The organism is Providencia sp. 2.29 (assembly GCF_015832305.1).
GTDB lineage: Bacteria > Pseudomonadota > Gammaproteobacteria > Enterobacterales > Enterobacteriaceae > Providencia > Providencia stuartii.
This window is the reverse complement of record NZ_CP065420.1, coordinates 3,120,805-3,135,085: the sequence shown is the minus strand read 5'-3', so window position 1 is coordinate 3,135,085 and position 14,281 is coordinate 3,120,805. Positions and strand designations below refer to the sequence as shown.

Annotated in this window: 13 protein-coding genes; 8 read left to right on the top strand and 5 right to left on the bottom strand. The window is 41.1% G+C overall.

Annotation, left to right across the window (positions count from 1 at the left end):
• Positions 1–65 precede the first annotated feature (65 nt).
• From I3B46_RS14705 to I3B46_RS14695, 3 genes are read right to left on the bottom strand one after another with little or no spacing between them, the layout of a single operon-like run.
• On the bottom strand, positions 66–1,568 hold the full coding sequence (locus I3B46_RS14705) for a sugar ABC transporter ATP-binding protein (RefSeq protein WP_004918294.1): 1,503 nt from the start codon (positions 1,566–1,568) through the stop codon (positions 66–68).
• Positions 1,565–3,076 (bottom strand): xylulokinase, encoded by a 1,512-nt coding sequence (gene xylB, locus I3B46_RS14700; RefSeq protein WP_004918297.1) that lies wholly within the window; start codon positions 3,074–3,076, stop codon positions 1,565–1,567. The genes I3B46_RS14705 and xylB overlap by 4 nt, the downstream gene beginning before the upstream one ends.
• Before the next feature lie 3 nt (positions 3,077–3,079).
• The gene (locus I3B46_RS14695) at positions 3,080–4,117 is read right to left on the bottom strand and encodes an NAD(P)-dependent alcohol dehydrogenase (RefSeq protein WP_004918299.1); all 1,038 of its coding nucleotides are present in this window, start codon (positions 4,115–4,117) and stop codon (positions 3,080–3,082) included.
• Positions 4,118–4,328: 211 nt separating this feature from the next.
• Here I3B46_RS14695 and I3B46_RS14690 point away from each other — a divergent pair, with 211 nt between their 5' ends.
• The 5 genes from I3B46_RS14690 (at position 4,329) to I3B46_RS14670 (ending at position 7,869) form a co-directional block, all read left to right on the top strand.
• Positions 4,329–4,880 (top strand): D-lyxose/D-mannose family sugar isomerase, encoded by a 552-nt coding sequence (locus I3B46_RS14690; RefSeq protein ID WP_004918301.1) that lies wholly within the window; start codon positions 4,329–4,331, stop codon positions 4,878–4,880.
• Positions 4,881–4,955: 75 nt separating this feature from the next.
• Positions 4,956–5,969, top strand: coding sequence for a LacI family DNA-binding transcriptional regulator (locus I3B46_RS14685; protein ID WP_004918303.1), 1,014 nt, complete (start codon positions 4,956–4,958; stop codon positions 5,967–5,969).
• Between the two features lie 166 nt (positions 5,970–6,135).
• Positions 6,136–6,723: a YcxB family protein gene (locus I3B46_RS14680; RefSeq protein ID WP_230084753.1), complete on the top strand. Its 588-nt coding sequence runs from the start codon at positions 6,136–6,138 to the stop codon at positions 6,721–6,723.
• A 102-nt stretch (positions 6,724–6,825) separates the two neighbouring features.
• Positions 6,826–7,362: an aminoglycoside N-acetyltransferase AAC(2')-Ia gene (gene aac(2')-Ia / locus I3B46_RS14675; protein WP_004918308.1), complete on the top strand. Its 537-nt coding sequence runs from the start codon at positions 6,826–6,828 to the stop codon at positions 7,360–7,362.
• A gap of 243 nt (positions 7,363–7,605) precedes the next feature.
• Positions 7,606–7,869, top strand: coding sequence for a DUF2798 domain-containing protein (locus I3B46_RS14670; protein WP_014657992.1), 264 nt, complete (start codon positions 7,606–7,608; stop codon positions 7,867–7,869).
• Between the two features lie 220 nt (positions 7,870–8,089).
• On the opposite strand, the gene I3B46_RS14665 is transcribed toward I3B46_RS14670, so the two are convergent.
• Positions 8,090–9,103: a LacI family DNA-binding transcriptional regulator gene (locus I3B46_RS14665; protein WP_042116444.1), complete on the bottom strand. Its 1,014-nt coding sequence runs from the start codon at positions 9,101–9,103 to the stop codon at positions 8,090–8,092.
• 356 nt (positions 9,104–9,459) lie between these two features.
• Between I3B46_RS14665 and ascF the strand changes: the two genes are divergently transcribed.
• Both ascF and I3B46_RS14655 read left to right on the top strand, forming a co-directional pair.
• Positions 9,460–10,899, top strand: a complete 1,440-nt coding sequence (ascF, locus tag I3B46_RS14660) for a PTS cellobiose/arbutin/salicin transporter subunit IIBC (RefSeq protein WP_104873371.1) — start codon at positions 9,460–9,462, stop codon at positions 10,897–10,899.
• Between the two features lie 43 nt (positions 10,900–10,942).
• Positions 10,943–12,373, top strand: coding sequence for a 6-phospho-beta-glucosidase (locus I3B46_RS14655; protein ID WP_141173473.1), 1,431 nt, complete (start codon positions 10,943–10,945; stop codon positions 12,371–12,373).
• A 464-nt stretch (positions 12,374–12,837) separates the two neighbouring features.
• Here the strand turns inward: I3B46_RS14655 and I3B46_RS14650 are convergent, their stop codons facing one another.
• Positions 12,838–13,278: a PACE efflux transporter gene (locus I3B46_RS14650; protein ID WP_004918323.1), complete on the bottom strand. Its 441-nt coding sequence runs from the start codon at positions 13,276–13,278 to the stop codon at positions 12,838–12,840.
• A gap of 97 nt (positions 13,279–13,375) precedes the next feature.
• Here I3B46_RS14650 and I3B46_RS14645 point away from each other — a divergent pair, with 97 nt between their 5' ends.
• Positions 13,376–14,281: a LysR family transcriptional regulator gene (locus I3B46_RS14645; RefSeq protein ID WP_004918324.1), complete on the top strand. Its 906-nt coding sequence runs from the start codon at positions 13,376–13,378 to the stop codon at positions 14,279–14,281.

The following is a 14,281-nucleotide window of genomic DNA, read 5'->3' as shown; positions in this document are numbered from 1 at the left end:
GGCGTAGAGTAAGTACTATTCATAGTTTTTCTCTTTATTTTTTGAATAAAAACCAATGTGCTGAATTAAACAGCAAGTTTCATTAATTCTGTTTGAGTTGCTTCAGTTGCCGATAACTCACCAGCTAATTCACCATCACGGAATACAATAATGCGGTCGCTCATACCGATAATTTCTGACAGTTCAGAAGAAACCATGATGATCCCTTTGCCTTTTAAAGCGAACTCCGACATATAACGATAGATTTCTTTTTTGGCTCCCACATCGATTCCACGGGTTGGTTCATCGAGTAGCATCACTTCAGGGTCGAGAAGCGCCCAACGGCCTAAGACAACCTTTTGTTGGTTACCACCACTAAGATTTCCTGCAAGTTGATCGGCATCTGGTGTTTTAATGTTGAAGAGTTTGATCATGTCATCTGCACGAGCTTGCTCTTTCTTTTCATTGATAAAACTCGCTCGGCTAATATCAGAGAATGAAGCGATATTAATGTTTTCGTTAATTGAACGACCCAGCATTAACCCTGTTTCTTTCCTGTCTTCAGTGACATAAGCAATGCCCGCTTTAATGGCATCTTGAGGTGAGTGTTTCCCTAATTGGATGTCATTAATTTTAATGGTTCCCGATGAGGCGTGTTCAATACCAAAAATAAGATCAAGAAACTCACTACGGCCGGACCCAACCAGCCCATATATTCCAAGGATCTCGCCTTTTTTCAGGGTGAGGCTGATATTTTTTATTTTATTGAGCCAACTTAATTGTTCGACAGTTAAAATAGTTTCATTAGTTGGTTGGTTGAATTTGGCGAATTCATCTTTAAATTCGCCACCGATAATATGCTCAATTAATTGTTCGCGAGTAATATCGGCAATCGCCCCTTCAGTGATAAATGTGCCATCACGGAAAATCGAAAAAGTGTCTGCGATTTGGAATATCTCGGATAGGCGGTGGGAAACATAAATAATCCCTTTGCCTTTTTGAGCTAAACGCGTAATCACATCAAAGATTTTTTGCGCATCCTCTTCACCTATTGCGGATGTTGGTTCATCCATAATGATGATGTCAGCATTTGAGTGAGAAAGTGCTTTAGCAATTTCCACCAATTGTTGTTCAGCAACGCTGAGATTGCGCACTTTTTCTGTTGGCGAAAGATCAAAATGTAGGTCAGCCATTAAATCTGCCGTCAGTTGATTCATTTTTTTGAAATCAACGAAACCGAGTTTTTTAGGCTCGCGACCTAACCAAATATTCTCTGCAATTGTCAGATCAGGAATCGAACTCAGTTCTTGTTGAACAATCGCTATACCGGCATTGAGTGCATCCTTTGGTTGATGAAAGTGACACCGTTTTCCTTTCACAAAAATGTCGCCTGAATCAGGCTGAATGAACCCCATTAGGATACTTAAAAAGGTCGATTTACCCGCGCCATTGCCGCCACATAAAGCATGAATAGATCCTTTTTTCAGGCTAAATTGCGCATTTTTCAGCGCAACGACTGGCCCAAACGATTTTTTAACCCCAGTAATATGTAAAAGTTCATCCGCCTGAATGCCCGCTGAGTTTGTCATACAGCCACCTCTGGATATTCAGTTTGGAGTAACGAAAGATAGTCTTGATATAAAGCTTCATAGCGAGAAACTTTTTCACTATCAGGATTGACCAGCGTGCTCTCATCAAGGTGAACGAAACGCTGGCAAATTTTTGCTAATAATTCTGTTTTATTATCTTGCTCTGTTAAGGTGTCGCACCAAACAGCTTGAATAGCCGCTCCCAGTGCGGCAGCTTCGCTGTTAGTCACACAAATAACAGGGGAATTCATAATGTTCGCGACAATTTGACGCCATTTGGCACTTTTAGCCCCGCCACCAGTTAGGCGGATTTCGTTGGTTTGTATCCCTTGTTTACGGAATAAATCAATGCCAAAGCGCAAACCATAAGTGGCGCTTTCTACGACAGCAAGGCTCAAATTTTGTGCATTTAAATTATTACTATCAATATTATGGATGCTCGCCTTAGCGAGAGGCAGTTGAGGAACACGTTCGCCATTGAAAAATGGCAGTATTTGTAACCCATTAGCACCCGGCTCTGTTTGCTCTAAGGCCTGATTAAAACCATTAAGATCAAGATTCAAAAATTTTTGTATCGTCGTGGTGGCTGATGTGACATTCATTGTGCAAATCAAAGGCAGCCAACCATTGGTTGAAGAGCAGAAACCGGCAATCATTTCTGAATCGGCGACAACAGGTGTATTCGAATAGGTAAATAGTGTGCCAGAGGTACCTAAGCTCATGGTGATGATACCCGGTATAATATTACCAGTACCAATTGCAGCCATCATGTTGTCACCCCCGCCTGATGCCACTTTCGTTTGGCTCGAAATGCCAAGTTTATGGGCGATTTCAGGAAGTACGGTGCCAATGCAGGTTTCAGCAGTGACAAGTGGAGGTAAAGCTCGTTGTAGACGGCCTGAATCATCAATTAGATTGATGGTATGAACATCCCATTCACGGGTACGAATATTTAACAGGCCAGTACCAGATGCATCACCAAATTCAGCCACACGAACGCCCGTTAGCCAAAAATTGAGGTAATCATGTGGCAGTAATACCGTCTCTAACTGTTCCCAAAGTTCAGGGTGGTGAGTTTTCAACCATAAAATTTTAGAAATGGTATAACCTGTTTGAGGCATGAGTCCGAGTTGAGATAACGCACCGTCAGTGCCACCTAAAGCATCAATGATCTTTTGGTTTTCTGCCGTTGTTTCCGTATCACACCACAGTTTAACCGGTGCGATCACTTTGCCTTGGGCATCCAAAGGCACAAAACCATGTTGTTGGCCTGAAACGGCGATTGCGGCTATCTCTTTACCATCAATACTGGCATTATTGAGCGCTTGGTGAAACGCACTGACAAGTGCGTCTGTCCACCAAGAAGCATGCTGTTCACGGCGCCCAGATGCTTCGCTAATGAGTGGGTGAGGCGCAGAGCCTTCACCCAAAATTTGTGCGCTTTCGCTATCCACGATAACGACTTTGGTACTTTGTGTACCGCAATCGATCCCAGCATACAATGTCATGTATTACTCCATTTCCAGCACAATCTTAATATCGGTTGGACGGCCTTCAGCTGCACGCTCATAAGCCTCAACACTGTCTTTAAACTTATAAGTGGCTGACAACAAAGGTTTTACGTTGAGCTTACCGGAACTGAGTAGGCGGATAGTACGTGGGTACATGTTTGCGTAACGGAAAATGGTTTTAAACGTAATTTCTTTCGCTTGCGCTGAAACAATATCTAAAGGTGCAGGATCAATTGGCATACCAACTAATACGGCAGTTCCACCCGGTGCCATATGCTCAGTGATATTAGCGATCACCGCTTTCGCTCCGCTGCATTCGAATAAGACATTCACCCCATTACCTTCAGTGAGTTCATTAACTTTATCGGCGATAGCTTGAGTATCTTTGCTATTGATAGGGTGTAGGCCTGGATATTGTTTAGCGACTTCCAGTTTTTTATTGAAGAGGTCACAGATGATGACATCTGAACAGCCGCCAGCGAGTGCAGACAACGCGGTGATAATACCGATAGTTCCCGCACCAATAACGAGTGCGATATCACCGGGCTTGATTTCAGCTTTGGTCGCGGCTTGCATACCGATAGCGAGTGGTTCAACCATTGCGCCTTCAGCAAAAGAGACATTTTCAGGTAATTTAAAAGTGAACGCAGCGGGATGAATAACGCTCTCGCGTAGGCAACCATCAACAGGAGGAGTCGCCCAAAAGCGTACAGCGGGATCGAGGTTGTACAGGCCAGCGCGCGATTGCGTGGATTGTAAATTAGGAATACCGGGTTCCATACATACGCGATCGCCAACTTTTAGATGAGTGACATTTTTACCAACAGCGGTAATTACGCCGGATGCTTCATGGCCCAAAATCATTGGCTTTTCAACGACGAAGGGGCCGATACGACCATGTTGGTAGTAGTGAACATCACTACCGCAAATGCCTACGGTATGAATTTTAATTTCGACATCATCCTCTCCAAGGACTTCAGGACTTTGCCAATCTTGAATAGAAATTTTCCCTGCTTTTTCGAGTACTAATGCTTTCATGATTACCTCTGGCTCATTTTTATGGTATCGATATCATTTTTATGATGCGGATATTAGATCGAATTTTATTATTTTTATGTGACGCAGGTTATAGTTTCATTAAATGAGTGGCATTTTTGTAAACAAAAGCGGAAGAATAGGCTACCTGATCACATTTTTTGAGGGGGGGATGCCGTTATAATGTTATCGGTATCATTAAGGAGAGCAGAGCATGAATAAAGCACACTATCGGCAGCAAGTCGTTAATTTTCTAGAAAAAGCACATATCCGTCTCACAGAAGAAGAAAAAGCACGAATTGAGATCGCCAGTTTTGGATTACCAGACTATCCACGTTCAGGCTTACAACTGTTAACTTATTGTAATAGCGAACGTTATTGTGCTAAAGAGTTGGTGCTGTTTCCCCATCAGGTTTGCCCTGAGCATCGGCATCCACCGTTTGGCTCTTCAATGGGTAAGCAAGAAACTTTTCGTTGTCGGTGGGGGGAAGTATACCTATTTGTTGATGATGATTCGTTAACATTGAATAAAAATGAATCGGGGGAACCGATTTGCCCTAAACCAGAAGGTGATGAGCAGTGGTATCAGTGTGACCGCTTTATTTTACTCAAACCGGGAGAGCAGTATACGATAAAACCTAATACATTACATTGGTTTAAAGCTGGCAGTATGGGAGCGGTTGTTTCTGAGTTCTCAAGTGAAAGTCGTGATGAATTTGATATTTTTACCGACCCAAGAGTACGACGTTTAGAAGGGGTCGAATAATATTACGGTTTTGCATGACTGAAACGATTAAATGATACTATAATGGTACGAAATGATACTTAATTTAATAAGGAGATGAAATTGGCCGATCATAAGTCACAGAAAGTGACATTAGAAAATGTCGCAGCGCTTGCTAATGTCAGCAAAATCACCGCATCACGCGCTTTTTCTCAGCCAGATAAAGTTCATCCCGAGACGCTGAAAAGGATTTTAGAGGCGGCAGACAAAATCGGTTATGTCGTTAATGCCGTAGCGCGCAATTTACGTGCTAAGTCATCAAAAACGATTGGTATTGTTAGCCCCGATATGGGGAACCCATTTTTTGGTGGTTTAGCGAAGTTGATGACACAAGAAGCCTATCAAGTAGGGTACGACACATTGGTTTTTGATTCTTATGAGTCAAAGGAAAATGAGGCGCGTATCATTGAAAAGTTGATAGGTTATAATGTTGACGCCATCATTCTTTCTGTGGTTTCGTCTGATCGTTTTTATAAGCCCGATTATTTTCGGCAGCTTGAGCTGCTAAATATCCCCGTTATTTTAGTCGACCGAGAAGTTGATATTAAGCACTGTAGTGGTGTTTATATTGATAATTTAGACTGTGGTTTGCAAGCCGGGCGTTTTATACAGTCACAAGAGGCAAAAAGTGTTGTCATTGTTTCAGGACCCGAAGATTCTAATGTCGCACGGGATAGGGTGACAGGGCTTAAAGCTGCATTACAAGGAAGTGTCGATAAGGTTGAAATTTTATATGCAGATTTTCTGATGGATGAAGCTTATAAAGTAACGGATAGCTATCTACAAAAAAACAGTGCCCCTGATTTCTTTGTCGGCTGTAATAACCAGATTTCTTTGGGGATCATCAAGGCTTGTATTAAGCATCAAATTTCATTACGTGATGATGTTTCACTGTTTAGTATTGATGAGGTCTCTTATTCATCAATTTATGGTTTTAACTTCCCTTGTATCTCGCACGATTTGCAAGAAATCTCTTGGCAAGTGATTAACATGGCGGTGAGAAGGGCATCGGATGAAACAGCGAAGCCAGCAAAGGTTATTGTTAGAGGTAAACTCACCAATACGGTTTAGTCAATTTTCCTTTCATAGAATGGTGGAAATATTGTTGTTATCATAACTTAACGTGTCTGAATAAGACTATTATGGGTGATATTTCATGAGGAAATATCATTTTTATATCTCTATAGTGATACTTGCCAAGATAGACTAAAAGCCAATGTTTGGGGGCATTAGTGAGATGAAAGACCGTTATGACATCAAGTTTTCACTTTCTATTTCTGAAATACGAAAAATACAAAAGTATATAAAAGCAAACAAAGTGATAAGCGTGGCTAAACCCTATCATTGGGTCCTTAATATAGCCAATCTAAGCTTGTATAGTCTTGTCATCGGTTTATTATTCTTTTTTGCTATTGCATTATTGCTGTTGTTATCGACAGAGATAGACCCGAGTATGGCTCGCTTACAAAGAATGAGTGGCACAGCCCTAGCATTTATTGTCATAGCAGTGATGGCGCTCCTTCTTTCTAGTGTGTTAGAAAAATATTTTATGAAAAAATATGAACACAAAGAGCAAAATGATGAGACATATATTAGACATATTAAAATTAACCGTTATTTTATTGAGTCCATTCAAGATAACAGTATGTATAAGGTGTTATGGCCTCGAGTTAACAAGGTTGATGTGCAAGAAGATTTGATATTTGTCCATGTTGGAGATAATGGTTTTATTATTTTCCCTACACGAGTGTTTTCTTCACAAGAAGAGTTTCAGCAACTTTATTCGTTTATTAAAAAGCAAATCGAGCGACATACGGTGCCATAATAAGCTGTTAAGTGAAGAAAAGTGCACGATTGTTTCGCTTTTTGGTGGTTCAATGGCGTTATAATGTATCGGTATCTTTAATCGACTTTAATATAGGTTTTTATAGGCATAGAATACCGCAGTCTGCATACCAGCCAATTGACACTGAGTGAAAAAGAAGCGCTTTACGATTTATTAATTGAAGGTTTTGAAGGCGATTTTTCGCATGACGATTTCGCGCACACTTTAGGTGGAATGCACGTCATGGCTTTTGATCAACAAAAATTGGTTGGTCATGTTGCAATTATTCAACGCCATATGGCCCTAGATAATACGCCTATCTCTGTAGGGTATGTTGAAGCGATGGTGGTTGAACAAAGTTATCGTCGCCAAGGTATTGGGCGGCAATTGATGCTGCAAACCAATAAAATTATAGCTTCGTGTTATCAATTAGGGCTGCTGTCGGCTTCGGATGATGGACAAAAATTGTATCATTCGGTTGGATGGCAAATCTGGAAAGGTAAGTTGTTTGAATTGAAACAAGGGAGCTATATCCGTTCTATTGAAGAAGAAGGCGGAGTCATGGGCTGGAAAGCGGATGGTGAGGTTGATTTTACCGCTTCGCTTTACTGTGATTTTCGTGGCGGTGATCAGTGGTAATCAATATTGATAATATAGCGTTATTATTCTGGATTACTGTTAATAATATTTAGGTTAGTTTTCATTTTATTGATAAAAATAAAACCATTAAATGGTAATTCAGTTTGACAACGAAATTGTTATATATAGAATACAGGCTGATTTTTAGTCTAAGGACTCGTAAGCGTTTACGTTAATCAACGCATATAACTTGTCATGCAACAGTTATATGCTGTTGTGTTCGTCTTATTTGGAGTCTGCACGATGTCTTCACAAAATAAAAATACCCTCTTTGGAATACCTAAACTTCCCACCAGAGCACTGATCTTTTTGATCCCTTTTTTCTTGTCATTAGTGATGAGTGGTATTGTTTCTTTAATCAGTACAGTTAAAGCGTTAGGGTTGAATAGTGAAATGCTAGCACCTTGGTTAAGTTCTTGGATGTTATCATGGATAATTGCTTTTCCTACCGTACTGGTCGTTCTGCCACTAGCGAAAAGATTCTCTCTATTTTTTGTTAAGAGTTAAGTAATCGCCATCCTTATGATGGATGGCGTATTGGTATTATTAAGTTATCTGCGCTTCTTGTGGTAATGCTGGTTTTGGGTAAGCCAAATATCTTGTCAAAGGCTCAATTAATAAAGAATGTGTAGATAGATATACACATAATTAAAGCCAAATCCAATATCAGGGCTTGTAACAAACTCATTGATAGCCACCAAATTCATACGAGATCAATAGTGGGTCGCTACAAATAAGGGCCATCAGCGACTGAATCCCTTATTTTCAATTCAGACGTAAAGATGTTTTCTTTTGAAAAATAGCCACCATCAAGCATCGAAATAGTGCGATGGATCGCCTCATTAATCATTGCACTTATGGGATCTTTAATGCTGGATAAAGCAGGTTTTAGGAAGGGGGCTAATGGAATATCATCGAAACCGATAACGGAAACGTGGTGTGGAACGGTTATACCTGTATCATCCAACGCTTTGATTGCACCAATGGCCATATCGTCATTACTGGCTAGAATAGCGGTGAAAGGCGTCGCTTGCTGCTGTAATTTTATTACGGCCTGAGTACCACAAGATGGTGTCCAGTGACCAGAAATAATTAGTGACTCATTAATATCAATACCATTGGCAGATAAGGCATATTTATAACCAGACAGGCGTTCAATCGCGGTTGGCGAGTCCATTGAACCAGTGATAAAGGCAATTTCTTTATGCCCTCGGGAAATGAGATACTGTGTCGCATTAAAACTGGCGCCCCTATGATCGCAGACAACACAGTGACTGTGATTTTTTCTCAGTTTACGGTTCACAACCATAATCGGTTGGGTATGTTGATCAATTATTTCATCTATCTGGCTAATACTCAGAAAGCGTGAATAAACAATAATCGCATCACAACGCAATCCGAGCAAAAATTGAATCGCAGCATGCTCTTCCTCTGCACTGTGCTTTCCATCAACAAGGAGCAGTTGCCGGCCGTTGTCCTCTAGTTTTTTTGCTGCTTGTGACAGGATTTCATTAAAATAACTGCCCTGATAAAGATTATTGGTCACCACCAAACCAATGCAGGCGGATTTGCTGGTTGAAAGGTGACGCGCTAGTAAATTAGGACGATAGCCGGTTTCTTCAATGGCTTGATAGACCCGTACTTTGGTCTCCTCGCTGGTGTAGCCTTTTCCAGATAGTACTCGCGAAACTGTCGCTTTTGATACGTTTGCCCGTTTCGCTACTTCCTGCATTGTAGACATATCTTTATCCTGACAAATTGATATCAAAATCATTTTACACTTTTATATAGGGAGATGCAGAGGTCTATGTCACTACCAAAGCGGATCCCAGCCAAAACCCAATCCTATTACGTGAAAACTGTCACATAAAAACAATTAAAATAATAAACGTCTTGAACTACTTTCAAATATATTAAATATTATATGTAACCGGTTACCTATTTGTTGCCCAGTAATATAAACACTTAAGCAATGATATTAAATATCTATTAATACATAGGTTTAGGTGCGTTTACAAAAAACCAGAATATGTATTCGTTACGGGTATAGCTGCATACCGCTGAATGAAAAGTGTGATTACAAGAGAGCATTTAATTATGTCAAAGAACTATGTGGCTGTTTCCCGTGCAATTGTTGATGCTATTGGCGGGAGTGAAAATATCACTGCTATTACTCACTGTATGACCCGTCTGCGGCTTGTATTGAAAAGCGATAAGCCTGTTGACCTTGCACGCTTAAAAAGTATCGATGGTGTGCTGGGTGTAGTGAAGATGGACTTACAGTATCAGATCATCATTGGTAATACAGTTTCAAAGGTTTATGAGCAAGTGATCAAGTTGCTACCAGAAGGAGCTGTGCAGGAAACTCAACTTATCGCTAAAAAAAGCTGGTCCTTTCGCCGTGTAGGAAGCGGTATTCTCGATGCTTTAATCAGCACGATGTCACCGCTGATCCCTGCGATTATTGGCGCGTCAATGGTAAAATTACTGGCCATGATCCTCGAGATGTCTGGTATTCTGACAAAAAGTTCCTCCACATTTATTTTGCTCAATGTCATTGGTGATGGGGCATTTTTCTTCTTACCGATTATGGTTGCCGCCTCTGCTGCACTGAAATTCAAAACCAATATGTCGCTCGCCATTGCTATTTCAGGGGTGTTGGTGCATCCAGCATTTATTGAATTAATGGCTAAAGCAGCGCAAGGTCAACCTGTCGATTTTATTGGAATTTCAATTACTCCAGTAAAATACACCTATACTGTGATCCCTGCATTATGCATGACTTGGATCCTCTCTTATATTGAAAAGTGGATTGATAAAATCACCCCTGCGGTTACAAAGAATTTCCTTAAACCGATGCTCATTGTGCTGATAGCTTCGCCGATTGCCATTATCCTGATTGGGCCGATGGGGGTCTGGATTGGGAGTGGCATTTCAGCGCTGGTTTACACTATTCATGACTATCTTGGTTGGTTATCTGTCGCCATTATGGGAGCTATTTGGCCACTGCTTGTCATGACGGGTATGCATCGAGTATTTACTCCAACCATTATTCAGACAATTGCTGAGACAGGAAAAGAAGGCATGGTGATGCCATCTGAAATTGGTGCCAACCTCTCATTGGGTGGCTCATCGCTGGCGGTTGCTTGGAGGACGAAAAACCCTGAATTACGTCAGACGGCACTTGCCGCTGCGGCCTCAGCGATTGTCGCCGGGATCACAGAGCCTGCACTGTATGGCGTAGTAATACGTCTTAAGAAACCTTTAATCGCTTGTTTAATCACTGGATTTTTCTGTGGTGCAATTGCTGGAATCGGTGGTTTAGCAAGTCACTCTATGGCCGCTCCGGGTCTATTCACCAGCGTACAGTTTTTTGATCCACAAAATCCGACGAGTATCGTTTGGGTATTTGGAGTCATGATCTTGTCGGTGGTAATGTCATTTATTGTGACACTGCTACTTGGGTTTGAAGATATTCCTGTTGAAAAACAGGATGATAAACCAAAACAGGTAGCACAGGCTTTATCTCGTTCGTAACAAATAATTATCTGAGTGAATGAATAAATCAGGAGAAACACGTATGTCCACAGCAAAATTCCCCAAGAATTTCCTTTGGGGGGGAGCTATCTCAGCCAATCAAGCTGAGGGAGCATACCGTGAAAGTGGAAAAGGGCTGACCACGGTGGACATGATCCCTTATGGTAGTCATCGGATGCCGGTTAAACTGGGGTTGGAACAACGCTATAGCTTACGTAAGGATGAATATTACCCCAGTCACCAATCTATTGATTTTTATCATCACTATAAAGAAGACATCGCACTGTTCGCGGAAATGGGCTTTAGTGTGTTTAGAACGTCCATCGCATGGAGTCGGCTTTATCCTAATGGTGATGAGTTGGCGCCTAATGCTGAAGGCATTGCTTTCTATCGTGATCTGTTTAATGAGTGTAAGAAATACAATATTGAGCCACTCGTTACTTTATGCCATTTCGATGTTCCCATGCACTTGGTGACTGAGTATGGTTCATGGCGTAACCGAAAAATGGTGGATTTTTTTAGCCGCTACGCGCGAACCTGTTTCGAAGAGTTTAATGGCTTAGTAAAGTACTGGCTTACTTTCAATGAAATCAACATTATGCTGCACAGCCCTTTTTCTGCCGCAGGGCTTGTTTTCAAGGCTGATGAAGATCCTGAACAGGTTAAATATCAAGCAGCTCATCATGTGTTAGTGGCCAGCGCTTTAGCGACATGTATTGCGCATGAAGTTAATCCTGAAAACCAAGTTGGCTGTATGTTAGCTGGAGGGGGATTTTATCCTTGGTCATGTCGTCCTGATGATGTATGGGCGGCACTGAATAAAGATCGCGAGAACCTCTTTTTCACGGATATACAGGTACGTGGATATTATCCAGCTTATGCGACTCGCTTATTTAAAGAGAAGAACATTTCGCTTGTTGTAGAGCCAGAAGATGAAGCGATTCTCACCAATACCGTCGATTTTGTCTCTTTTAGTTACTACACTTCCCGTTGCACTTCCGCAGAAATGAACGAGCAGAATAGCAGCGAAGCCAACGTCGTTAAGTCCTTGAAAAACCCCTATATCAAGGTTAGTGATTGGGGATGGGGTATCGATCCCTTGGGCTTACGTATCACGATGAATATGATGTATGACCGTTATCAAAAACCACTTTTTTTAGTCGAAAATGGGTTCGGTGCAAAAGATGAAGTGACGGAAGACGGGGAAATTAATGATGATTATCGGATTAGCTACTTACGTAGCCATATTCGTGCTATGGCTGAGGCTATTGGGGATGGTATTCCGGTAATCGGCTACACAGCATGGTCTTGTATTGATTTGGTTGCTGCGTCCACTGGGGAATTAAGTAAACGCTATGGCTTTATTTATGTTGATCTTGACGATCAAGGTAGGGGAACACGTGAACGAAAGAAAAAAAAATCCTTCTACTGGTATCAAAAAGTCATCGCGAGTCATGGGGAGGATCTGGAATAACAGAATCCCCTAGTTCAGTGTTTAACTAGGGGCTATTAAAACGGTGAAAACGTTCTAGTGTAGCCAAAAAAGTCATTTATGACCGTTACAGAGAAATAGGGCAATTCATGATGGCCTCATTTCGGTGAATTACCTTGAAGCGATGGTTGTTGATCAAAGTTATCGTCGCCAAGGAATTGCGCGAGTTTGATTCTGTATACCCATGAAATCATGGAGGCATGTTACCAGCGAGGAATGTTATCCGCTTCAAAGGAAGGGAAAACGCTCTCTCATTCAGTTGGCTGGAAGGTAGAAAGCGGCATTGTTTGAACGACAACAGTCACTCTATTGAAGAAGTGGGTGGAGTAATGATGGGATGGTCAGTGAATGATAATATGATTGGCTAGTGTTTGCGGGTTATTCTAACTATTTCGTCAACAACCAAATAGCCATCCTTATTTAGGATGGCTATTTGAGTTAGCTCATTAATGACTGTGCTCCTGTTGCGGCAAGGCAGATGCCGGAAGCCCAAATATCTTGTCAAAGGCCCAATTAAAAAAGAATGTGTAGATAGGGATAAAAATAATTAAAGCAAAATCCAATATCAGAGCTTGTAACAAGCTAATTGATAGCCACCAAGCAATCAATGGAATTAGAAAGATCACCAAGGTTAATTGAAATAAAACCGCATGGGCAAACCGGCGGCGAAATGTGCGAATTCGGGATTTCTGTTTGGATTCCCAATATTCAAAAGCGACATTGAAAATAAAGTTCCAACTAACGGCGATGGTGGTTATTACCAAAGCCAATGGCCCAGTTGTACCCGCTGAATTCCCCGAAAGAAATGCGAGTGCTAATGATGAAATCACCCAGCCAATCACTTCATAGGCGGTGATAAAAACAATTTTACGCTTAATACCTTGCATGTTTTATCTCATTTACTGTGTCGTCAGGTCTGGTAAATTAAATCAAGATTGATGATAATAAAAGTCAGCTACTATCAATATTATTGAAAGGTTAGAGATGCCATTTAACAGTGATAATTTAATGATCTTTTTAACGGTATTAGAAAAAGGATCTTTTTCAGCAGCGGCAAGGGCATTACACCGTGTGCCGTCCGCGGTGAGTATGGCTATCGCCAATTTAGAGGCGGAGTTGGGCTTTTTGCTGTTTGAAAGGCATACAAGGGAGCCTAAACCAACCGAAAAAGCGCTGGCCTTAGCACCTTATGCACGTAATATTGTGGATAATCTATGGCAGTTGAATGTATTTTCTCGCGAGTTGACTCAAGGGGTAGAAAGTACGTTAACGATTGGAATTGCGGAAGGAATTAACCCTGATTTATTATTTGATGCGCTAAAAATATTGAGTCAGCGCTACCCATTAATGCATGTGGAATTAATGACCGCGCCTCAAGATGATATTTTACCTTTATTGCATCAAAATCATATTCAATTAGCCATTGCATTTGGTGGTATATCGGTCAATTCACAAGAGCAGTTTCACTGTATTGGCTATGAGTCTTTAGTCGCAACCATCTCATCAAAACATCCATCAATTGGGCATTCAGCTTCCTTATATATGGAAGATCTCGTGCAAACTCGTCAAATAATTATTACTAGTTTTCAGCATCAGCTCAGCGATATTCGTGCTGTAGTTGCGACTAATTATTGGCGAACAGATAATTTTTCAATGGCATTGGGATTAGTTGAAGCTGGAATGGGATGGGGAAATTTACCCCTCTCTTTAATTAAAGATAAATTACAGCAGGGTTCACTGAAACGATTAGAGTTTAAAAATACGCCGAATGGTTTAGAGCTACCGATACATATTGTTTGCTTGAAAGGTCAGGTGTTAAAGCGTGGTGCACAGGAATGTATTGAATTATTAAAGGCAAATAATCAATTAATGCAATCTTCCCGTGTTTGA